This window comes from Micromonospora halophytica (genome assembly GCF_900090245.1).
Lineage (GTDB): Bacteria > Actinomycetota > Actinomycetes > Mycobacteriales > Micromonosporaceae > Micromonospora > Micromonospora halophytica.
In genome coordinates this window covers 18693-39719 of sequence record NZ_FMDN01000033.1, presented here as the reverse complement: position 1 = coordinate 39719, position 21027 = coordinate 18693, and the positions used below count along the sequence as shown (strand labels likewise).

The following is a 21027-nucleotide window of genomic DNA, read 5'->3' as shown; positions in this document are numbered from 1 at the left end:
GCTTCAGTAGCGGCAAGGCGGCTCGGAGGCGTTTGTTGTAGCCGGACTGGCCCGGCAGATAGGGAAACGCTCCGGGCAGATGCGCGGGGACGAACCGCAGCCAGCGGGCCTCGGACCGGATCCCGAGCAGCACCTGGGCCACCGCGAGGGTCAACAGCTCGGCATCCGACAGCTTCGGTGGCCGACCAGCCCTGCGGGGCTGCCCCAGCCAGTCGTCGATCTTCACGTACAGTGCGGTGAGAAGGGTGTTGAGGTCTGTCGTCACAAACGGATCATCAACACCCTTCGCTGCGTTCGCAGCCCCGGACCGACTTAGGAATTACTCGTCTAGCCCACCCCATACCCCAACCCACCCTCCACCCTCCACCCTCCGACCCTCCGCTCTCCGGCCCTCCGCGATCTTGCACTTTGGGCCGCTGATTCGCACCCTTTGCCCCGATTACTGAAGGCTGCAAGTGCAAGATCGCGCTGTGGATGGGGTGGGGCAAGTGGGGCGGGTGGGTGAGGTGAGGTGGGGGTGGTTAGTGGGGGCGGACGGGGACGACGAGGGGGCCGTGGTCGCCGGGGATGACCCGGACCCGGGCGCGGTAGTGGGTGGCGAGCAGGTCCTCGGTGAGCACCTCGGCCGGCGGGCCGTCGGCGACGACCCGGCCGTCGGCGAGCAGCACCAGGCGGTCGGCGTACTCGCCGGCGATGGAGAGGTCGTGCATGGTGGCGAGCACGGTCAGGCCGTGCTCGCGGCGCAGCTGGTCGACCAGTTCCAGCACCTCCTGCTGGTGGCCGATGTCCAGGGCGCTGGTCGGCTCGTCCAGCAGCAGCAGGGTGGCGCCCTGGGCGAGCGCCCGGGCCAGGAAGACCCGCTGCCGCTCCCCGCCGGAGAGGGTGGCCAACTCCCGGCCGTGGAAGGCGGACAGGTCCAGCCGGTCCAGCACCTCGTGCACGACGGCCAGGTCGGCGGCCGACTCCCGGCCCAGCGGCGGGATGTACGGGGTACGGCCGAGCAGCACGTAGTCGAGGACCGACATGCCGGCCGGCACCGCCGGGGACTGGGCGACGGTGGCCACCACCCGGGCGCGCGCGCGGGGACGCATCGACCACAGGGGCGTACCGGAGAGGGCGACGGCGGGTCCGGTGGGGAGCAGGCCGCCGACGGCGCGCAGCAGGGTCGACTTGCCGGCGCCGTTCGGGCCGATCACGGTGACCCATTCGCCGGTCGACACGGTCAGGTCGACGCCGGCCAGGATCGGTGCCCCGCCCAGCGTGACGTGCAGGTCACGGACCTCGATCGCGGGTGCCGTCACGGGGTTCGCCCCGGTCGCGACCGCCGGGCGTGCGGGCCCGGGCACACCGCGCGCGCTCACGTCAGCACCCGGCGGGCCGTACGCAGCACCAGGACGAAGAACGGGCCGCCGAGCAGCGCGGTGACCACGCCGATCGGGATCTCGGCCGGGGCGGCGGCGGTCCGGGCGACCACGTCGGTCAGCGCCAGGAACGCGCCGCCGAAGAGCATCGACAGCGGCAGGATGACCCGGTAGCTCGATCCGGCGAGCAGCCGCACGGTGTGCGGCACGATGATCCCGACGAAACCGATCAGCCCGGAGGCGGAGACCGCCGCGGCGGTGCCGAGCGAGGCGGCGGCGATCAGCAGGTAGCGGGAGCGCTGCGGGTGCAGGCCGAGGCTGGCCGCCTCGTCGTCGCCGAGGGCGAGCACGTCCAGCTCCCGGCGGTGCAGCAGCACCACCACCGCGGTGAGCACGAAGTACGGCAGCACCAGCAACACGTCGTGCCAGCCGGCGGTGGCGAGCCGGCCGAGCAGCCAGGCGTACACCTGCTGGATGCTGTCGGAGTGCCGTTGCAGCAGGTAGGTCTGCCCGGCGGAGAGGAACGCCGAGACGGCCACCCCGGCCAGGATCAGCGTCGCCGGGGAGCGGCTGCGCCCGCCGGCCGCCCCGAGCAGGTACGTCATGGCGACCGCGCCGAGCGAGCCGACGAACGCGGCCAGCGGCACGGTCAACGGCAGCCCGACCAGCGGATCCATCGCCCCGCCGAGGGCGATCACCGCAGTGACCGCCAGCCCCGCCCCGGCCGCCACGCCCAGCAGGTACGGGTCGGCCAGCGGGTTGCGGAACACCCCCTGGTACGCCCCACCGGCGAGGGCGAGCAGGCCACCGACCAGCAGGCCGAGCACCACCCGGGGCAGCCGGAGCTGGGTGACGATGGCGGCCTCGCCGGCGGTCAGCCCGCTGTCGAGCTGCACGCCGGGGAGCAGGTTCAGCAGCTCGACGGCGACGCTGCCGGGCGGCAGGCTGACCGGGCCGAGGGACACCCCGGCGACCAGGGCGACCAGCACCGCCAGCACCCCGGCGGCGAGCCACCGCTTGCGCAGTCCGGCCGGCCGGCCCGTACCAGCGGCGACCGGCCGGGGGCCGGACCGGGCCGACGACCGGCGACCCGCCGTGGCGGCGGACCCGGCGTCGACTTCCGGGCCGCCGGGCGCGTCATGAGCCGGGCCGGATCCGGGCCCCTCGGCAGCCGCGCCAGGCCCGGACAGGTCGGGAGCCAGGACGGATGCGGGCACCCCGGTCGGCCGGGACGCCCGAGGCGTGCCGGCCGACCCGGGTTCCGTGGGTCGCACCCTCACGGACGGCGGAGGGTCACGCGGGCACCTTGGCGACCGCGTCGACGATGGTGCGGAGCTGGTCGACCACGCGCGGGCCCCAGCGCGACGCGATGTCGTCGTCGAGGGCGACCACCTGGTTGTTCTTCACCGCGGTGACGTCGGCCCAGCCGGCGCGCGCCCTGACCGTCTCGGGGCTCTGCCGGCAGCACTTGGTGTCGGCGAGGAAGACGAAGTCGGGGTTCGCCTTGACGATGACCTCCTGGCTCAGCTGCGGGTAGCCGCCCGCCTTGCCGTCGGCGTCGGAGGCGTCGGCGATGTTCTCCAGGCCGGCCAGCGCGTAGATCGAGCCGATGAAGGTCCTGCTGGTCGCGGTGTACAGCTCCGGGCCCAGCTCGTGGTAGTAGGTCAGCTTCTTCGACCGCTGCGGCAGGTCCTTGACCAGCTTGGCGATGTCGTCCTTCATCCGCTGGGTGACGTCGGCCGCCTCGGTCGGGTGGCCGGTCAGCGCGCCCAGGTCGGTGATCTGCCGGTAGGAGTCCTCCAGCGTGGCCGCGGCCGGGGTGAGCAGCACCGGGATCTTCAGCGTGGTGAGCTGGTCGACGATCTTGTTGGTGTCGTTGGAGAGCACCACCAGGTCGGGGGTCTTCGCGGCGATCGCCTCGGCGTTCGGCTGGAAGCCGGAGAGGTCGCTCTTCGGGGCGTCCGGCGGGTAGTTCGACTGGTCGTCGACGGCGGTGACCTGCTTGCCGGCACCGATGGCGAAGAGCATCTCGGTCGCGGTCGGCGAAAGCGAGACGATCTTCTCCGGACGCTTCTCCAGCGTCAGCTTGCCGACGGTGACGGGGAAGGTGGCGGCCGCGGAGCTGCTGCCGGCGGCGGGGGTGTCGGTCGAGGTCTTCTCGGCGCAGGCGCCGAGGGTCAACGCGGCCACCGCGAGGGTGGCGGCGAGCAGCCTGGGGGTACGGCGGGTCATGGTCCTCCTGTCGGTCGAGGAGTGTGGTGCTTCGCCGACAGGGACCGCGTGCGGGCCCGTCCGCGAGGCGCCCTTCCTCGAGAGCGCGTGTCGCGACCAGTCCGCAGGCGACCTGGCTCGTCCCCGCCGGGGCGGGGCATCACAGTTGCGGGACAGCGCCGGTTTCGCACCGGCTTCGCTGCGGGCTGATCGGTGTCACGGTAGCGCACGACCAGCGGAGATCGTCCGGACGGGAGGGTGGTGGGGCCCCGTCGAGGCTCGGGACGGGGCCCCACCCTCGGTTCACGAACTGGTGATGGTGACGTTGTCCACAGCTGCCTCGACCAGGCTGGCCCCGGAGGCGTCCGCCGCCTCGACCAGGATCCGCACCGACTGCCCGGCGTACGGGGTCAGGTCGAGGTTCGACACCGCCCAGGCGGCGTCCCGGTCGGTGGCGGCCCCGGCCTGGTTGAGCAGGGTGGTGGTGCCGCCGTTGTGGACCACGCTGACCCGGAAGTAGTCGGCCGACGACGAGTTCGACCCGTGCGCCAGGTACCAGGCCAGCGAGAGGGTGAGCGTCCCGGTCGAGGGCAGGGTCACCGCCGGGGACCGGGCGCTGGTCGCCCCACCGTCGATGTCGTACGAACCCGCCCCGGTGCCGGCGAGCCGGCCGGTCACCAGGTCGTTGCTGCCCGCGTACGGGGTGAGCTGCTTGGCGCCGGAGGAGTTGGTCGCCTGGGCGGCGCCCCGCTCCCACGCCCCAGTGGTGGCGGTGTCCGTCCCGGTCGGGTTGGTGGTCCAGCCGGTCGCCGTCTCGAAGGTGTCCGACCAGACCGTGGTGCCGCCGCCACCGCCGCCGCAGTACTGGGACTGCTTGCCGATCACCCGGTACGGGCAGTCGGCGTACTCGGACAGCAGCAGGACCGCCTCCTTGTTGCGCGAGGTCTCCCGCGAGATGACCTCGTCGGGCGGGTAGAAGCCGCCGCCGAAGGACGAGCCGGGGTACATCTCGAAGGTGTACGCCCAGATGCCGTGCGCCCCCCACATCCAGTCGATGCTGTCACCGTCGGTGATGTAGAGGTCGCTGGACTGCTGCGGGGTGTAGCCGTTGGTGTTCGCCATCTGCTGGCCCAGCGTGGCGAAGGTGTTGTACTGGTCGGCGCTCATCCCGGTGGTGGTGTTGCTGTAGGTGTAGCCGAACGGCCAGAGCACCAACTCCGAGTAGGTGTGGAAGTCGATGTTGGCCTTGATCTGCTGCGTCCCGCCGACGACCCGGCTGTTGACGAAGTTGCGCAGCGCCTGGGTCTCCGGTGCGGAGAACGCGGACGGGCCGCGGTAGGTGTCCGACGAGGTGGAGCCGGACGAGCCGCCGCAGCAGCCCCACTGGTACGACCAGTTCCGGTTCAGGTCGGTGCCGACGTACGACGAACCGCTGTTGGGCTGCCGGTTCTTCCGCCAGGACCGGTACGAGCCGGTGGCGATGTCGTACTCGCTGCCGTCCGGGTTGACCGTCGGCACGATCCAGATCTCCCGGGAGTTGACGGCGTTGGTGACCCGGGAGTCGGTGCCGTAGCTGTCGGTGAAGAGGTTGAGCAGGTAGACCGCCATCTCGACGGTCAGGTGCTCACGGGCGTGCTGCTGGGAGTTGATCAGAATCTCCGGCTCGTTCTCGTCGGTGCCGACGTTGTCGGAGATCTTGACCGCCATCAGGTCGCGGCCCTCGTACGAGGTGCCGATGCTGATCTTCCGGGCGATCGACGGGTGGTCGGCGACCACCTTGTTCACCACGGCGGTCAGCTCGGCGTAGTTGTGGTAGCTGGAGTCGGCGGGCGGGAAGTCGAGGGTGCCGACGTCGCCGTGGTCGTGCGGGTCGGCGGTCGGCGCGGCCTCCTTCTCGAGCCGGAAGCCGAGCCGGGTGATCGCCGCCGCCTCGGCCCGGGTGGCCGAGACGTGCAGCCTGCCGTGCTCGACGTAGTCGATGGCGGCGCCGGTGCGGGCGACGGCGTCGCGGTCGGCGAGGGTACGCGGCCCGAACACCTGGTAGCCGACGGCGGCGGGTTCCGGGTCGGGGGCCGGTCGCGCGGCGACCGGTCCGGTGGTGACGGTGACGAGGCCGAACCCGACGGCGACGGCCAACGCCAGTCGGCGGCGGAGTGGGGACGTGCGGAGGGCCATGAACAACCTCCTCGGGGTACGGGGAGATCCCGTTGTCCGCACACTTCACCAGGACTCACATGGTCATATCAACATCCATCATTGCCGTGATCCATCTCAGCCTGATCCTCCTTCTGGCAATTATTTTCCATCCCTCAACATCTGGCGGAACTTCCCTCCAGGCGGGACAGTGAACGGCAACGATTCCTCACCTCGCGGAGTTGCCATGGCCAGCACATCCCTGCGGACCGTCGCCCTGCTGGGCGTCGCCGCGCTCACCCTGCTCGGCACCGCCGTGCCCGTACAGGCCGACAACGGCCTGCCGGTGGTGGCGCACGACGAGCAGATCACCTTCCAGGAGTGGTCCCGCCACCCCGACTGGCGTGGCGGCAGCCACCAGGGCACCCACGCCGTCCCCGGCCACCGCGCCGGCATCACCATCGGCCGTCCCGCCGGGACCACCGACTTCACCGACGAGCACACCGGCGTCACCCGGACCTGGGAGTACGCCACCTGGACCTCCCCGGTCACCCGGATCGGCTTCGACGCCACCGAACTGGTCGCCTCCTGGAACGCCGACACCCCGGCCGGCACCTGGCTCCAGGTCGAACTCCAGGGCGCCTACAACACGGGGACCCACACCCCCTGGTACGTGCTGGGACGCTGGGCCTCCGGCGACCAGGACGTCAAGCGGGCCACCCTCGACGGGCAGGGGGACCCCTGGTCCAGCGTCTGGACCGACACCTTCGCCATCGACGACGCGGCGGCCGGGGTGCTGCTGCGGTCGTACCAGCTCCGGCTGACCCTCTACCGCGCGCCCGGGCAGACGGCCTCGCCCCGGGTCCGGATGCTCGGCGCGATGAGTTCGAACGTGCCCGACCGGTTCACCGTCACCCCCAGCCGGGGCGGGATCGCCTGGGGGACCGAACTGGCCGTGCCGGCCCGCTCCCAGATGATCCACCGGGGCAACTACCCCGAGTGGGGCGGCGGCGGCCAGGTCTGGTGCAGCCCGACCTCCACCACGATGGTGCTGGAGTACCACGGCCGGGGCCCGTCGGCCGAGGACCTGTCCTGGGTGACCCCCGGATACACCGATCCGCAGGTCGCCCACGCGGCCCGGATGACCTGGGACCACGAGTACGAAGGCGCCGGCAACTGGCCGTTCAACACCGCGTACGCCGCCAGCTTCCCCGGCATCGACGCGCGGGTCACCCGGCTGCACTCCCTCGACGAGGTGGAGCGCTTCATCGCCGCCGGGATCCCGGTCGTCACCTCGCAGTCGTTCCTCGCCGACGAACTGGACGGCTCGAACTACGGCACTGCCGGACACCTGTTCGTGGTCGTCGGCTTCACCGCCGACGGAGACGTGATCGTCAACGACCCCGCCTCGTCGTCGAACGCCGAGGTGCGCAACGTCTACCAGCGCGAGCAGTTCGAGCAGGTCTGGCTGCGCACCAAGCGGTACCGGGCCAACGGCACGGTGGCCGGCGGCTCCGGCGGCATCGCGTACCTGATCAAGCCGGCCGACCAGCCGTGGCCGGTGGTCCCGGGCTCCACCAACTGGTAACCGGCTGCACGGCAGCGGTCACGGGGTCGTCGCCGGGCGACGACCCCGTGGTCACGGCCGGTCGGTCGACGGCCGGTCGGTCGACGGCCGGTCGGTCGACGGCCGGTCGGTCGACGGCTGGTCGGTCGACGGCTGGTCGTCGCCGGCCAGGGCGGAGCGGAGCCGCTCCTTCTCCGCCCGACGGCGCTCCGCGGCCGCCGCCATCTCCTCGGCCATCTCGTCCCGCCAGCCGCGCAGCAGGAAGAACGAGGCCGCCGCGGAGAACGCCAGCGCCAGCATCAACTTCAGGAAGATGTTCAACTCGACCGGCAGGAGGGCCAGGAGGACGACGACGAACAGCCCGATCCGGCCCAGCGTGTACTTTGCCGCCGCGCTCACGTTCCCACTCCGTTCTTCGCGCACCGGGTGACCCCGGGCGGTTGGTTCAGCCCGTCCGCCGGGCCAGCCAGTGCACGCCCTGGAACCAGAGCACCGCATACAGCAGGGTGAAGACGACCGCCGCCAGGCCGCCGGTGGCCAGCGGCGCCAGGCCGCCGACCAGGCCGGCCACCAGCAGGCCACCGACCACCGCGACCACACCGGCGACCAGCGCCGCCACCACCCGGGCCGCGCCGAACTCCCAGGCGCGGAAGTCGTCCCAGAACAGCCAGGCGGGCAGGATGACGGCCAGCCAGCCGTTGGTACGGCCGAACTCCCCGGCGCCGAGCGTGGCGAAGCCCCAGTCGAAGAGCACCAGCGCCAGCATCCCGATCACCCAGCCGGCGAGGCTCACCCCGAGCAGGTCGCCCAGGGTGAGGATGCGGCCGTCGTCGTCCCGCCGGGGGAAACCGGCCCGCTGCTCGGTCATCGTGCCTGTCCGGTCATGGTCCTGTGAGGATACGGCCGGGCTCAGGCCCAGACCTGCTGCGGCTCGGAACGGCGCTCGGCCAGCGACGGAGCAGGGTCGTACTCCTTGACGACCTCGTAGCGGGTGTTGCGCTCGACCGGGCGGAAACCGGCGTCCCAGATCAGGTGCAGCAGGTCGTCCCGGTGCATCGTGTTCGGGGTGCCGTACGAGTCGGCGTCGTGGGTGATCTTGTATTCCACGACCGAGCCGTCCAGGTCGTCCACGCCGAAGTTCAACGAGAGCTGGGCCACCGAGAGCCCGTGCATCACCCAGAAGCACTTCACGTGCGGGACGTTGTCGAAGAGCAGCCGGGAGACCGCGAAGGTCTTCAGCGACTCCGCCGGCGAGGCCATCGTGGTCCGCGCCTGGATCCGGTTACGGATCTTGCCGTCCGCCGAGTCCACGAAGTCGTGCTGGTAACGCAGCGGGATGAAGACCACGAAGCCGCCGGTCTCGTCCTGGAGCTCCCGCAGCCGCAGCACGTGGTCGACCCGGTGCCGGGGCTCCTCGATGTGGCCGTACAGCATGGTCGACGGCGTCTTCATGCCCTTGGCGTGCGCCAGCCGGTGGATCCGCGACCAGTCCTCCCAGTGGCAGGCGTGGTCGACGATGTGCTGCCGGACCTCCCAGTCGAAGATCTCCGCGCCGCCGCCGGTCAGCGACTCCAGGCCGGCGTCCATCAGCTCGTCGAGGATCTCGTCCGCGCTCAGCCCGCTGATCTTCTCGAACCACTGCACCTCGGTCGCGGTGAACGCCTTGAGCTTGACCTTCGGCAGCGCCGCCTTCAGCTCGCTGAGCACCTTGGGGTAGTAGCGCCAGGGCAGCGTCGGGTGCAGGCCGTTGACGATGTGCAGCTCGGTGAGCTGCTCGTCCTCCATCTCCTTGGCCTTGCGGACCGCCTCGTCGATGCGCATCGTGTACGCGTCCTTCTCGCCCGGCTTGCGCTGGAACGAGCAGTACGCGCACGAGGCGGAGCAGACGTTGGTCAGGTTCAGGTGCCGGTTGACGTTGAACATCACCCGGTCGCCGTTCAGCTCGGTGCGGCGGTGGTGCGCCAGCCGCCCCAGCCAGGCCAGGTCGTCGCTGTCGTAGAGGGCGATCCCGTCGGAACGGGTCAGCCGCTCCCCGGCGTACACCTTCGCTTCCAGCTCGCGCTTGAGTCCGGCGTCCATCGAAAGCCACGTCCCTTCCACCCTGCGGTCCCGGTCGAGCCTACGTCGGCCCGGCGACGGCCCGGCAGGACGGGCACCGGCAGCGACGTACTTCACCGCGCTCCCAGCCTTCCGTGACCCGCCAACACATCGACATCGTTGCCGGCGTGCGGTAAGACAGGGTGGGACGGAACACACCCTGGTACCGTCCCGTTCCGCCGCGCCCACCGTGCGCGGCACGACACGCCGGACGGGGAGCGGAATGGTCGACAGCGGGTACGGGCGACAGCAGCGACGACGCGGGATCCCGGTGATCTCGCCGGTGCTGCGTCCCCGGCTCTGGTCCGCCCTGCTCGGCGCCGTCGCCGCGATGGCCCTCGCCACCCCGGCGTACGCCGACCCGCCGCTGCCGAACACCGTGCCGGACACCGGCTCGCGCCCGGTCGTCTCCGGCGGCCTCCAGCTGCCCGACGGGATCCCCGGCCAGCCCGGCACCGGCCTGCCCGGCGCCGGGGCCGGCCTGCCCGGCGGCACGCCGACCACGCTGCCGGTCGGCGGCGTCCCGGCGAGCCCGCTGCTGGCCCAGATCAGCGCCCTGGAGGTGCAGCTCGGCCAGCTCGGCGACCAGCTGCTCGGGCTCCGGCAGCAGCGCACCGACGCGCAGACACAGCTCACCGCCGCCGAGCGGGAGCTGGGGCTGACCCGGGACGCCCTGGCCCGGGCCCAGGAGCGCGCCGACGCCGTGGCGGCGGACGCCTTCAAGGCCGCCGCCGCGCTGCCCCCCGGTGAACTCGCCGAGGACCTGCACGGGCTCAGCGTGCTCCAGCGGATCTCACGGGGCGAGCAGGCCGACGGGGCGACCACCGCCGCCACCGGCGAGCTGTCCCGCGCCCGGACGGCGGAGCAGGTCGCCACCCAGGCCGTCACCGCCGCCCAGGACCGGGTCCGCCGGGCCGGCGAGCAGTACACCGCGGTGGAGGAGGCGCTGCGGGACAGCGAGCGCAAGCTGGTCAAGCTCCGGGCACAGAACCAGGCCCAGGTCATCGAGCTGGAGCGGCAGCAGGAGGCCGCCGAGCAGAAGCTGGGCGCCGCGTACGTCGAGGGCCAGAGCGCCACCGGTCTGATCGCCAGCCCGCAGGCCCTGGCCGCCGTCCGGTACGCGCTGGCGCAGCTCGGCGATCCGTACCTCTGGGCCGCCGAGGGGCCGGACCGGTTCGACTGCTCCGGCCTGATCTGGGCCGCGTACCGGTCGGCCGGCTACTACGACCTGCCCCGGGTCTCCCGCGACCAGTACTACGCCACCCGCTCCCGGACGGTGGACCGCAGCGCGCTCCTCCCGGGCGACCTGCTCTTCTTCGCCTCCGGCAGCAGCTGGACGACGATCCACCACATGGGGATGTACATCGGCGGCGGCAAGATGGTGCAGGCCCCGCGTACCGGCGACGTCGTCAAGATCTCCACGGTGCGCTGGTCCGGCCTGTACGCGGCCACCCGGGTCGTCGGTGCGGTGCCCGCGCCGGCCACCCCGGCACCGAAGCCGACCACGCCGGCTCCGAAGCCGACCGGCCCGGCGTCGCCCAAGCCGACCACCCCGGCCCCGCCGAAGCCCTCGCCGACCTCCACCACGGTACCGTCCCCGCGGCCGACGCGGCCGACGCCTCCACCGTCGGAGACTCCGTCGCCGACGCCGACCCCGTCGGACTCGCCGGCCCCGACCCCGTCCGACTCGACCACCGCGAGCCCGTCCGACTCCGGTACGCCGAGCCCGGTGGCGAGCAGCGCGCAGCCGAGCACCGCGCCGAGCAGCCTGGCCCCGGAGAGCAGCATCTCGGCGTCGCCCTCCGCGAGCACCGGCTCCTGACCTGCGGCGGTCACGCCGACTCCCGCCCGGTACGCACTCCGGCTGTGCCGGCGGGGTGGAATGTGGCACCGTGACATCCAGGCACATCCGGTCCGAGCCACGGACCGGGTGCGAGCGCGGCGCGGAGGGCGAGCATGGGCGAGCAAGAGGTTCCGGCGGAGACGGCCGACCGCGGATCCGGGCCCGAACCCGTCGCCGGCCGGGCCACCCTGCCGGCACCGTCCGCTGTCGACGTCCCGGTAAGCGACGGCGTGGCGTCGTCCGCCCTGACCGGTCCGACCGGGGCCACCCCGGGGCTTCCCGCCGGGGCAGCCGGCTCGCCCGCGACGGCCCGCGCCCGGGCCAGTGTCGCCACCGCCACCGCCCCGCCGGAGGGAGCGCTGCCGGTGGCCACCGCCTCCGGCACCACCTACCGGGCCGGCTCGTCCAACTCCGCTGACGACCGCTCCTCCGCACGCCCCGCGCCGGGTCCGGGCGCGGGGTCCGGCAGCGCCACGGGCAGCGCGGTGGTACCCGGGCAGCGCGGCGCGACCACGCGGGCCAGCGCCAGCGTGCCGGGCCTGAGCCGGATCTCGGCCGGAGACGCGGCCGCCGGGGCGGCCGACGCGGTCGCCCGGGCCGGGGGTGCGGCCACGGTCTACCGCTCCGCTCCGGTGAACCCGGAGCCGCCCGAGCCCGCCCAGCCCCCGGAGCCGGCCCAGCCCCCCACCCCGCCGACACCCGAGCCGGAACCCGCCCCGGCTCCGGAGCCGGCCCCCACGCCCGAGCCGGCCCCCACGCCCGTCCCGCCCGTGCCGAGCCCGCCGCCGGCGCCCGGGCCCTTCCCCGCGCCGGTGCCACCGCTGCCCGGCCCGCCGCCGGGACCGCGCCCGTCGCCCCCGCCGGGGCCGGTGCCGCCCGTCCCCGGACCTCCGGTGCCCCCGCCCGGACCGGCGGTGCCGCCGCCCCCGCCGCCACCGGGCCCGATGCCGGCGCCGCCGTTCCCGCCGCCACCGGCGATGCCCGGCGCCACCGGCCCCGACCGCGTATTCGGATCCGCCGGCGTGTTCGGCTCCGCCGGCTCGGGTGGATTCGCCGGCACGGGCAGCCCGCTCGCCCGGGCCACCGCCCAGGTCTCCGCACCGCCCGGCAGCGCCGCGCCGGTCTCCGCGCCCCCCGGCAGCGCCGCACCTAACTCCTCCCCGCCCGAGGGCTTCGCGCCGCTCCCGACCCAGCCGGTCCGGGCGTCCGCGCCCGTCTCGGCTCCGCCGGTCACGCCGCCCGCCTCCGTCCCGCCGGTCGCCCCGCCCATCGCAGCCTTCCCGGTCGCCCCGCCCGCGTCGACCCCGCCGGTCACGCCGCCCACCACGGCCTTCCCGGTCGCCCCGCCCGTTCCGGCCCCGCCGGTCGCCCCGCCCGCCTCGGCCTTCCCGGTCGCCCCGCCCGTTCCGGCCCCGCCGGTCGCCCCGCCCGCGTCGACCCCGCCGATCACGCCGCCCACCACGGCCTTCCCGGTCGCCCCGCCCAGCTCGGCTCCGCCGGCCCGCGCCGCCGCGCCGGCCCCACAGTGGGCAGCGGGAGTGGGGAGTCCCTCCCCGGGCGCACCGCCGGTCGGCGCCGTCGGCCGGCCCGGCACGCCGTACCGGGGCGGACCGGACCTGGCCAGCACCGCGTACGGCGGCACCGACGGGCCGGGCTTCGCCACCGTGTCCTTGCCGGCCAACAACCCGCTGGAGAACTCCGGGTCGCTGACCGGGCACATCCTCGCCCAGGGCTGGTCGGAGACGCCGGCGACGGAGAAGTCCCGCACCGCCCGGGTGGTGGTCGTCCTGGCCGCGTCCCTCGGTCTGCTGGTGGCGATCAGCGTGCTGGTCGTCCTGCTGGCCGGCGACGCCATGGACGGGCTGGTCGGCAACATCCTCACGAAGTGAGCGGGGGCGGGACGCCGCGCCGGGCGGGGTGAGCCCGCCCACTACCCGCTCGCGGCCGACTGGCGGTCTCCCCCGCTCGCCGTACACTGGTGGGGATCACTGACCCGGCGCGCGTGGTGCGCGCCCATGGGCGATCTTGCGGGCGATTCGGCGGCGTTGAGCCGCAGCGGGCCATCGCGAAGATGCGCCCCGCTCGAAAGGCATTTCTTGACCACCTCCGCTGACCCCGGCACCATCACGTCCGTCCTCGACCTGCCGGTCGAGTACACCGTCGACACCCCGGCCGCTCCGGCCGACGAGGCCGCCACGGCCGACGAGACCACCCCGGCCGACGATGTCGACTTCGCCGACCTGGGGCTGCCCCGCCCGCTGGTCGACGCCCTCGCCCGGCAGGGCATCACCACCCCGTTCGAGATCCAGCGGGCCACGCTGCCCGACGCCCTGGCCGGCCGGGACGTGCTCGGCCGGGGCCAGACCGGCTCCGGCAAGACCCTCGCCTTCGGCCTGCCGATCATCGCCCGGCTCGCCGACCGCAACCGGGCCCGGCCGCTGCACCCGCGGGCCCTGGTGCTGGTCCCCACCCGGGAACTCGCCATGCAGGTCAACGACGCCCTGATGCCGCTCGGCAAGGCCGTCGGGATCTTCCTCAAGACCGCCGTCGGCGGGGTGCCGTACGACCGGCAGATCGACGCGCTGCGGCGCGGGGTGGAGATCGTCGTGGCCACCCCGGGCCGGCTAGGCGACCTGATCGAACGGGGCGTCTGCGTCCTGGACGACGTCGAGGTCACCGTGCTCGACGAGGCCGACCAGATGGCCGACATGGGCTTCCTGCCCGAGGTCACCGAACTGCTGGCGAAAACGCCGGCGGACGCCCAGCGGCTGCTCTTCTCGGCCACCCTGGACGGTGACGTGGACTCGCTGGTCAAGCGGTTCATGACCGACCCGGTGACCCATTCCACCGCGCCGTCCACCGCGTCGGTGTCCACCATGGACCACCACCTCCTGCTGATCCCGCCGCACGACAAGTTCGCGGTGGCGGCCTCGATCGCGGCCCGCTCCGGCCGGACGATGCTCTTCGCGCGTACCCAGCTCGGCGTCGACCGGCTGGTGGAGCAGCTCGCCGCGGTGGGCGTCCGGGCCGGTGGGCTGCACGGCGGCAAGACCCAGCGGATGCGTACCAAGACCCTCGCCGAGTTCCGCGAGGGCCGGATGAACGTGCTGGTCGCCACCGACGTGGCGGCCCGGGGCATCCACGTCGACGGGGTCTCCCTGGTGCTGCACGTCGACCCGCCGAAGGACCCGAAGGACTACCTGCACCGTGCGGGTCGTACCGCCCGGGCCGGGGAGTCGGGCGCGGTGGCGACCCTGGTGCTGCCGAAGCAGCGCCGGACCACGCTGGCGATGATGGAGAAGGCCGGCGTCGAGCCGGAGCAGACCCGGGTCCGGGTCGGTGACCCGGCGCTGGCCGAGCTGACCGGTGCCCGCGAGCCGAGCGGCGTGCCGGTCCGGGAGGAGCCGGAGCCGCGCCGCTCCGGTGGCCGCCGCTACGGTGACCGGCCGACCGGCGAGCGCCGCTACGGCGACCGCGACGGCCGCAGCGGCTACGGCGAGCGCCGCTACGGCGACCGCCCGACCGGGGAGCGGACCTTCGCCGAGCGTGGCGACCGCGTGCGCAGCTACGGCGGCGAGCGGCGCTACGGCGACCGCCCGACCGGCGACCGGGGCGAGCGCTTCGGCGACCGGGGCGAGCAACGCTACGACAGCCGGGGCGACCGGCCGTCGGGTGGGCGCTCCTACGGCGACCGGCCGACCGGCGGGCGCTCCTACGCCGAGCGGGGCGACGCGGGCCGGCCGCAGGGCGAGCGCCGTTACGGCGACCGGCCGGCCGGCGAGCGGGGCTACGGCGACCGGCGTCACGACGGCCGGGGCGACCGGCCGACCGGTGACCGCTCCTTCGGCGACCGGGGGCAGCGCGGCTTCGGTGACCGTCCGGCCGGCGAGCGGCGCTACGGCGACCACGCCCGGGGCGAGCAGCGCTTCGGTGAGCGGCCCCAGGGTGAGCGTCGCTTCGGCGGCGAGCAGCGCGGCGCCGACCGCCGGGGCGGGTTCCGCCCGGAGGGGCGGGGCCGGGACGACCGCCCGCGTGACGACCGGCGTGGCTTCGGCGGCCGACCGCCGGCGCGTACCCACTGATCCGACCGACCACCCGGAACGCCGTCGCGGAGCCCACGCTCCCCGGCGGCGTTTCCGCATGCGCTGCCGGCGTCGATGGGTTGGCGTAACGTCCGGAGCATGCCGAGGTCACTCTTCTGGAGCCGGACGGACGGTGCCGGCGCGGAACACGCCGTCCTCGCCGACGGTCCGGGGCTCACCGTGTACGGCACGCTGCTCGCCGTCGACCCCGTCGCCTGCACCTGCCGGTACCGGCTCTCCGCCGACGCGGACGGGTCCACCTCGGCGCTGGAGGTGGAGGCCGAGGGCGCCGGCTGGTCGCGGCGGGTACGGCTGGAGCGGAGCGCGGACGGGTGGCGGGTGACCACCGGCGAGCAGGGTGACCTGGACGCGGCGTTGCGGGCCGCCGGGCGCCCGCCGGCCGGCCTGGCCGGCACGGAGGACCCGGGCCGGCTGTACGACGCGGTCGACGTCGACCTGAGCGGGTCGCCGCTGTTCAACGCCCTCCCGGTGCGCCGGCTCGGCCTGGCCGGCGCGGCGGCCGGCACCGAGCACCGGATCACCGTGGCGTGGGTGCTGGTGCCGAGCCTGGAGGTGATCGCCGCCGAGCAGGTCTACACCGCGCTCGGGCCGGGCCGGGTGGGCTTCGCCAGCGACACCTTCCGGGCGGAGCTGACGGTGGACGACGACGGCTTCGTGACGCGCTATCCGGGCCTGGTCGAGCGGCCCGACGCCGGTTGAGTCGCACCGTGCCAGTCCGGTCGGCGCAGCGCGGCGACGTGTGCCTGCCGATCGCGGTGATGGCCGCCCTCGACGGTGCGGACCGGGTAGCCCGGCGCGGTGCCGGCGCCGTTCAGGCCGGCCAGGCCCCGGTGCGCAGGAAGCGGTCGACGGTGGCCAGGTGCGGGGCGAGGTCGAGCCCCTGCCCGGCCACCCAACCGTCGTCGTAGTACGTGTGGGCGTAGCGGTCACCCGCGTCGCAGATCAGGGTGACCACCGAACCGGTCCGCCCGGTGGCCAGCATCTCGGCGATCAGGCCGAACGCGCCCCACAGGTTGGTGCCGGTGGAGCCGCCGACCCGACGGCCGAGGACGGCCGAGCCGGCCCGCATGGCGGCCAGCGAGGCGGCGTCGGGCACGGCGGTCATCCGGTCCACCACGGAGGGCAGGAAGGACGGCTCGACGGTGGGCCGGCCGATGCCCTCGATCCGGGAACCCCGACCGGTGCGCACCGACCAGTCGGCGGCCTGCCAGGCGGGGTAGAACGCCGAATTCTCCGGGTCGACCACGCAGAGCTTGGTGGGCAGCCGGCGGTAGCGGGCGTACCGGCCGATGGTGGCGCTGGTACCGCCGGTGCCGGCACCCACCACGATCCAGGCCGGGATCGGATGCCGTTCGAGGGAGAGCTGCGCGTAGATCGACTCGGCGATGTTGTTGTTGCCCCGCCAGTCGGTGGCCCGTTCGGCGTAGGTGAACTGGTCCATGAAGTGCCCGCCGCTGTCCTCGGCGAGCCAGCGCGCCTCGATCACCACCTTGGCCGGATCCTCGACCAGGTGGCAGCGCCCGCCCTGGAACTCGATCTGGGCGATCTTCTCCGGCGAGGTCGTCGCCGGCATCACGGCGACGAACGGCAGCCCGAGCATCCGGGCGAAGTACGCCTCGGAGACGGCCGTCGAGCCCGAGGACGCCTCGATGATCGTGGTCTCCGGGCCGATCCGGCCGTTGCAGAGCCCGTAGAGGAAGAGCGATCGGGCCAGCCGGTGCTTCAGCGAGCCGGTCGGGTGCACCGACTCGTCCTTGAGGTAGAGGTCCACACCCCATTCCCGGGGCAGCGGGAACGGCAGCAGGTGGGTGTCGGCGGAACGGTTCGCGTCCGCCTCGACCGCGGCGATCGCCTCGGTCACCCACGTCCGGCTGGCCGCGTCACACCGGTCGAGATGAGTCACGCCGGCAACGTTACAAGCGACGTCCGCCCGGGTCCGGCCCGGCCCGGCGCCGCTGCCGGCGCTGCCCTGCCTGGCCGGCGGCCCGGATCAGCGGGGTCAGTGCGAGCGCCAGCCGGGGAAAGGCGTCCAGCAGCCGTACCTGCGCGCCACGCCAGCGCGGCACGCTGACCACCGGGCGGGGGCGGCGGGCCAGCCGGGCGGCCCGCGCGGCCACCCGCTCCGGCGTGAGCAGCGTCCCGGTGAAGGAGGCCAGGGCTCCGGGGTCGTCCAGCCGGTCGTGCAGCATCGGCGTCCAGATCCCGTCCGGGCACAGGCACGAGACGTGTACGCCCCTGAGCCCGGCCATCCGCAGGTCGGCGAGGGTGCCGAGGCTGAACGCCAGCAGCGCGTGCTTGCTGGCCGCGTAGACGGTCTCGCCGGGCGCGGCGATCAGCCCGGCGAGCGAGACGACGTTCAGCACGTGCCCGCGCCCCTGGGCCCGCATCAGGTCGAGGGCGGCGAGGGTGCCGTTCATCGCCCCGAGGGTGTTCACCTCGACCAGCCGGCGTCGGGTGGCCGCGTCGTGAGTCCAGGACGCGCCGGTCTCCAGGACGCCGGCGTTGTTGACCCAGAGGTCGAGCCCGCCCCGCCCGGCCGCCTCGGCGGCGACCTCGGCACAGGCGGCGGTGTCCCGTACGTCGAGGGCGCGGGACCAGCCGCCGAGCGGCCGGGCGGCGGTGGCGACCGTGTCCGCGTCCAGGTCGGTGAGGAGGACCGTCTACCCGTCGGCGTGCAGGGCGGTGGCGATGGCCCGACCGAGCCCGCCCGCCGCCCCGGTCACCACGGCGGTTCCCCGCGCAGGGCTCGTCATCGCCGCAAACTAGCCCCCGTACCCGGCGTCGCGCCAGACCCTGGGCAGCGGCGTGCGGGGGTGCGCGGCGGGTCAGGAGGTGACGGGCTCGATCGGCTGGGGGCGGTTCTCCCACTTCGTCGACAGCGCGATGCCGGTGCGGGTGGAGGCCACGCCGGGCGTGCGGTTGAGCCGTACGATCAGCTGCTCCAGCTCGGCGATGGTGCCGACCCGCGCCTTGAGCAGGAACGACTCGACCCCGGCCATGAAGTAGCAGGATTCGATCTCCGGCATCTGCCGGAACGCCTCCAGCACGTCGTCGGTGTCGGCGTCGGAGTCCTCGACGATGCCGATCAGCGCGGTCACCCCGAGCCCGATCGACTCCGGCTCGACCTCCGCCCGGTACGCGCGGATGACCCCGCCGGATTCCAGTTTGCCGACCCGTTCGTGCACGGCCGGGGCGGAGAGTCCGACCTGTCGTGCCAGTTCGGCGTACGACAGGCGGGCGTTGCCGCGCAGCAGTTCGACGAGGCTCCGGTCGATGGCGTCCACGGAGTGTGACCTTAGCTGCCCGGGCGTAACGTCCGACGTCCGGACTCCGTTGGACATGACAGCCCGTCACAGTTCGCAGACCATCGGTCAAGGGAGTCCGGCACCGGTACCATTTACTAACTTCCCACTCAGTGCGTTTTTCGCGTTTGGCGGACACGCCAGGTCGCCGGTGCTGTAATTGCCATACGTCCCTCATGACGGCTCTGGGCTCGCACCGGCCGGGGGCAGTGTGTTCAGCCGGGGGCTTCGTCGACGCGAGGAGGGGGCTGTGGACACTGGAGATCGCCTGCTGACACCGGGTGAGGTCGCCGCGCTTTTTCGGGTGGACCCGAAGACTGTGACGCGTTGGGCAGCGGCCGGCCGGATAGGCAGCATCCGGACTCCAGGCGGGCATCGCCGGTTTCGGGAATCCGAGGTGCGGGCCCTGCTGGAAGGGGAGGGCATGTTGGACGAGGCGGAGGAGATGGGCAGGCCGCGCAATGTCGGCCCCGCCGCCTCGACCGGGCCGGGCCCGGCCAACGCCGGGATGTACTGAAGGGGTGCGACACGGGTACGCGGGCCGGCCTGGGAGGTCCGGTCCGCGTCCGTCGGGGCCCGCCGGCCCTCCTCGCGGGGACGCACGGCGGGCGACGGTCAGGAGCGGTCCGCGTTGAGCTGCCCCGACCAGCGGTGGAAGAGCGTGTGGGGCACCCCGAGCGCGTCGAGCACCTTGCCGGCCACGAAGTCGACCAGTTGCTGCGCGGTGGCGGAGGCCCCGGCGCCGTAGAAGCCGGGGCTGGCCGGGAGGACCACCGCGCCGGCGTCGTGCAGCGCGATCAGGTGCTCCAGGTGGCTACGGGTGACCGGCGTCTCCCGGGGCACCAGCACCACCGGCCGGCGTTCCTTCAGGTTGACCTCGGCGGCGCGCTGCAGCAGGTCCTTGGAGAGCCCGATCGCGATGCCGGCGCAGGCCGCCGTGCTCGCCGGCACCACCGCCATCCCGCGTACCCGGTACGAGCCGCTGCTCGGCCCTGCCGCGATGTCGCCGGCCGGCCAGTGCCGCACGTCCGCACCGGTCAGGTCGCGGCCCAGCCAGGCGGCCAGGTCCTCGGCCCAGTGCCCGTCCCGGAACGGCCGGCCGGTCTCGTCGAGCACGGTCAGCCGGGCGGCCCGGGAGACGATCAGGTCCACCGGCTCACCGGCGTCGAGCAGCCCGTTGACGACGGCCGCCGCGTACGGGGTGCCGGACGCGCCGGAGACCCCGACCACCCAAGGTTCACGCATACCGTCCAGCCTGCCTGGTCACCGTGGCGGGTCGACTGCCACCCCCCGGGGTGAATGAAGGGCACCCCGGTGGGCGTGGCGGCGGGAGTCTCGCCGGACTGGCATGCTGCCGTCGGCGATCCACGCCGTACGGGAGGAATCGGGGCATGCTCGAAGAGGTCCTCTGGTCGCTCCGGTCGGCGTGCCCGATTGCGCCCCGGCTCTCGCCGTACGCGGACCCGGTGCAGGAGTGGGTGTTGGACCGGCTGGCCCGGCTGGGGCTGCCGCTGGACGGGGCCACCCGCCGTCGGCTGGAGCGGGCCGGCTTCGCCCGGTACGCGGGCCGCCTCTACCCCGACGCCGGCGAGCCGGACCTGCGTACCCTGGCCACCCTCTTCACCTGGTTCTTCCTGGTCGACGACGCCTGTGACGGACCGGACCGGCTCGCCCCGGAGCAGATCCGGGCGCTGCGGGCCGGGGCGCTGACCCTGCTCCGGGAGGGGCCGCGGTGGCGGCATCCCGGGTTCGGCGGGCCGCTGCGCCGCCTGCTGGTCGAGGCGTGGCGGGAACCGCGTCGCCGGATGCCGGCCCGCTGGCGGTCACGCTTCGCTGACGCGGTCGCCCACCACCTGGACGGGACGTGGCGGGAGGCGGTCGCCAAGGAGGCGGGGCGACCGCCGTCGGTGAGCGAGTACGTGGAACTGCGCCGGGCGACCTCGGCGGCGTACGTCTCGTACCCGCTGGTGGAGTTCGCGACCGGCCGGACGGTGCCGGACGCGGTCTACCACCACCCGTTGCTGCGCCGGATCGGTGAGCTCGGCAACGACCTGCTCTCCTGGTACAACGACCTCGCCTCGCTGGACCGGGACGTCGCCACCTCCGGGGGGCACAACCTGGTGCTGGCGGTGGCCGCCGAGCGGGGTGTGCCGCAGGAGACCGCCGTGGGCCTGGTGGCCGACCGGTGGCGGGACGCGATGGCACGTTTCGTCGTGCTGCGCGCCTCGGTCCCGTCGTTCGGGCCGACCTGGGACGCGGCGGTGACCGCCCACCTCGACGGGGTCGCCAACGCGGTACGCGGCACCGTCGACTGGACCCTGGAGAGCGCCCGCTACCCCGTCCCCGACACCCCCTGACGGTCCCCGGCGCCCGTGCGGTCCCGGGTCGGCGCACGGTTGCCCACTGCCGG

General features: G+C 73.9%; 17 protein-coding genes, 2 pseudogenes and 1 riboswitch. Of the genes and pseudogenes, 7 read left to right on the top strand and 12 right to left on the bottom strand.

What is annotated here, in order from left to right:
* From GA0070560_RS26640 to GA0070560_RS26620, 5 genes and pseudogenes are all read right to left on the bottom strand, one after another.
* Window positions 1-265, bottom strand: a pseudogene (locus GA0070560_RS26640) (IS982 family transposase); the annotation flags it as partial.
* Window positions 266-521: 256 nt separating this feature from the next.
* The gene (locus tag GA0070560_RS26635) at window positions 522-1301 is read right to left on the bottom strand and encodes an ABC transporter ATP-binding protein (RefSeq protein ID WP_091302699.1); all 780 of its coding nucleotides are present in this window, start codon (window positions 1299-1301) and stop codon (window positions 522-524) included.
* Between the two features lie 56 nt (window positions 1302-1357).
* Window positions 1358-2386 (bottom strand): FecCD family ABC transporter permease, encoded by a 1029-nt coding sequence (locus GA0070560_RS26630; protein WP_091302697.1) that lies wholly within the window; start codon window positions 2384-2386, stop codon window positions 1358-1360.
* Window positions 2387-2654: 268 nt separating this feature from the next.
* Window positions 2655-3593 (bottom strand): ABC transporter substrate-binding protein, encoded by a 939-nt coding sequence (locus tag GA0070560_RS26625; RefSeq protein WP_091302693.1) that lies wholly within the window; start codon window positions 3591-3593, stop codon window positions 2655-2657.
* A 111-nt stretch (window positions 3594-3704) separates the two neighbouring features.
* A riboswitch (cobalamin riboswitch) is annotated at window positions 3705-3767 on the bottom strand.
* Window positions 3768-3875: 108 nt separating this feature from the next.
* On the bottom strand, window positions 3876-5747 hold the full coding sequence (locus GA0070560_RS26620) for a M14 family metallopeptidase (protein ID WP_091302692.1): 1872 nt from the start codon (window positions 5745-5747) through the stop codon (window positions 3876-3878).
* 205 nt (window positions 5748-5952) lie between these two features.
* Here GA0070560_RS26620 and GA0070560_RS26615 point away from each other — a divergent pair, with 205 nt between their 5' ends.
* Entirely contained in the window at window positions 5953-7293 is a 1341-nt protein-coding gene (locus tag GA0070560_RS26615) for a C39 family peptidase (protein WP_091302690.1), read from the top strand.
* Between the two features lie 51 nt (window positions 7294-7344).
* Here the strand turns inward: GA0070560_RS26615 and GA0070560_RS26610 are convergent, their stop codons facing one another.
* The 3 genes from GA0070560_RS26610 to mqnE are packed head-to-tail and all read right to left on the bottom strand — an operon-like array spanning window position 7345 to window position 9351.
* Complete coding sequence (locus GA0070560_RS26610; protein ID WP_091302687.1) at window positions 7345-7671, bottom strand: DUF4229 domain-containing protein; 327 nt, start codon at window positions 7669-7671, stop codon at window positions 7345-7347.
* Window positions 7672-7717: 46 nt separating this feature from the next.
* Window positions 7718-8140 carry a hypothetical protein gene (locus tag GA0070560_RS26605; RefSeq protein WP_091302683.1) on the bottom strand — a complete coding sequence of 141 codons (423 nt, stop codon included), beginning with the start codon at window positions 8138-8140 and terminating at the stop codon, window positions 7718-7720.
* Window positions 8141-8181: 41 nt separating this feature from the next.
* Window positions 8182-9351, bottom strand: a complete 1170-nt coding sequence (gene mqnE, locus GA0070560_RS26600) for an aminofutalosine synthase MqnE (RefSeq protein WP_091302681.1) — start codon at window positions 9349-9351, stop codon at window positions 8182-8184.
* Between the two features lie 241 nt (window positions 9352-9592).
* Between mqnE and GA0070560_RS26595 the strand changes: the two genes are divergently transcribed.
* The 4 genes from GA0070560_RS26595 to GA0070560_RS26580 all read left to right on the top strand — a co-directional run bounded on the left by GA0070560_RS26595 (window position 9593) and on the right by GA0070560_RS26580 (window position 16014).
* Window positions 9593-11191: a C40 family peptidase gene (locus tag GA0070560_RS26595; protein WP_091302679.1), complete on the top strand. Its 1599-nt coding sequence runs from the start codon at window positions 9593-9595 to the stop codon at window positions 11189-11191.
* Between the two features lie 134 nt (window positions 11192-11325).
* Window positions 11326-13101: a hypothetical protein gene (locus tag GA0070560_RS29665; RefSeq protein ID WP_091302677.1), complete on the top strand. Its 1776-nt coding sequence runs from the start codon at window positions 11326-11328 to the stop codon at window positions 13099-13101.
* 207 nt (window positions 13102-13308) lie between these two features.
* Window positions 13309-15294 carry a DEAD/DEAH box helicase gene (locus GA0070560_RS26585; RefSeq protein WP_091302675.1) on the top strand — a complete coding sequence of 662 codons (1986 nt, stop codon included), beginning with the start codon at window positions 13309-13311 and terminating at the stop codon, window positions 15292-15294.
* A 99-nt stretch (window positions 15295-15393) separates the two neighbouring features.
* Window positions 15394-16014, top strand: coding sequence for a putative glycolipid-binding domain-containing protein (locus GA0070560_RS26580; RefSeq protein ID WP_091302673.1), 621 nt, complete (start codon window positions 15394-15396; stop codon window positions 16012-16014).
* Between the two features lie 112 nt (window positions 16015-16126).
* Here GA0070560_RS26580 and cds1 read toward each other — a convergent pair whose 3' ends face one another.
* From cds1 to GA0070560_RS26565, 3 genes and pseudogenes are all read right to left on the bottom strand, one after another.
* Window positions 16127-17218, bottom strand: coding sequence for an L-cysteine desulfhydrase Cds1 (gene cds1 / locus GA0070560_RS26575; protein WP_091302671.1), 1092 nt, complete (start codon window positions 17216-17218; stop codon window positions 16127-16129).
* A gap of 10 nt (window positions 17219-17228) precedes the next feature.
* A pseudogene (locus tag GA0070560_RS26570) lies at window positions 17229-17960 on the bottom strand (SDR family NAD(P)-dependent oxidoreductase); the annotation flags it as partial.
* Window positions 17961-18140: 180 nt separating this feature from the next.
* Window positions 18141-18599, bottom strand: coding sequence for an Lrp/AsnC family transcriptional regulator (locus GA0070560_RS26565; protein WP_091302669.1), 459 nt, complete (start codon window positions 18597-18599; stop codon window positions 18141-18143).
* Between the two features lie 268 nt (window positions 18600-18867).
* Between GA0070560_RS26565 and GA0070560_RS26560 the strand changes: the two genes are divergently transcribed.
* Window positions 18868-19134, top strand: coding sequence for a BldC family transcriptional regulator (locus GA0070560_RS26560; protein WP_091302668.1), 267 nt, complete (start codon window positions 18868-18870; stop codon window positions 19132-19134).
* A gap of 98 nt (window positions 19135-19232) precedes the next feature.
* Here GA0070560_RS26560 and GA0070560_RS26555 read toward each other — a convergent pair whose 3' ends face one another.
* Window positions 19233-19862 (bottom strand): UbiX family flavin prenyltransferase, encoded by a 630-nt coding sequence (locus GA0070560_RS26555; RefSeq protein ID WP_091302667.1) that lies wholly within the window; start codon window positions 19860-19862, stop codon window positions 19233-19235.
* A gap of 146 nt (window positions 19863-20008) precedes the next feature.
* Between GA0070560_RS26555 and GA0070560_RS26550 the strand changes: the two genes are divergently transcribed.
* On the top strand, window positions 20009-20974 hold the full coding sequence (locus GA0070560_RS26550; protein ID WP_091302665.1) for a terpene synthase family protein: 966 nt from the start codon (window positions 20009-20011) through the stop codon (window positions 20972-20974).
* Window positions 20975-21027: the final 53 nt, after the last annotated feature.

What these genes read in the sequence shown, in the direction of transcription:
- GA0070560_RS26615 (WP_091302690.1), top strand. Translation starts at nt 5,953, where the DNA reads ATGGCCAGCACATCCCTGCGGACCGTCGCCCTGCTGGGCGTCGCCGCG.
- GA0070560_RS26550 (WP_091302665.1), top strand. Translation starts at nt 20,009, where the DNA reads ATGCTCGAAGAGGTCCTCTGGTCGCTCCGGTCGGCGTGCCCGATTGCG.
- GA0070560_RS26580 (WP_091302673.1), top strand. Translation starts at nt 15,394, where the DNA reads ATGCCGAGGTCACTCTTCTGGAGCCGGACGGACGGTGCCGGCGCGGAA.
- GA0070560_RS26620 (WP_091302692.1), bottom strand. Translation starts at nt 5,747, where the DNA reads ATGGCCCTCCGCACGTCCCCACTCCGCCGCCGACTGGCGTTGGCCGTC.
- mqnE (WP_091302681.1), bottom strand. Translation starts at nt 9,351, where the DNA reads ATGGACGCCGGACTCAAGCGCGAGCTGGAAGCGAAGGTGTACGCCGGG.
- GA0070560_RS26595 (WP_091302679.1), top strand. Translation starts at nt 9,593, where the DNA reads ATGGTCGACAGCGGGTACGGGCGACAGCAGCGACGACGCGGGATCCCG.
- GA0070560_RS26555 (WP_091302667.1), bottom strand. Translation starts at nt 19,862, where the DNA reads ATGCGTGAACCTTGGGTGGTCGGGGTCTCCGGCGCGTCCGGCACCCCG.
- GA0070560_RS29665 (WP_091302677.1), top strand. Translation starts at nt 11,326, where the DNA reads ATGGGCGAGCAAGAGGTTCCGGCGGAGACGGCCGACCGCGGATCCGGG.
- GA0070560_RS26625 (WP_091302693.1), bottom strand. Translation starts at nt 3,593, where the DNA reads ATGACCCGCCGTACCCCCAGGCTGCTCGCCGCCACCCTCGCGGTGGCC.
- GA0070560_RS26605 (WP_091302683.1), bottom strand. Translation starts at nt 8,140, where the DNA reads ATGACCGAGCAGCGGGCCGGTTTCCCCCGGCGGGACGACGACGGCCGC.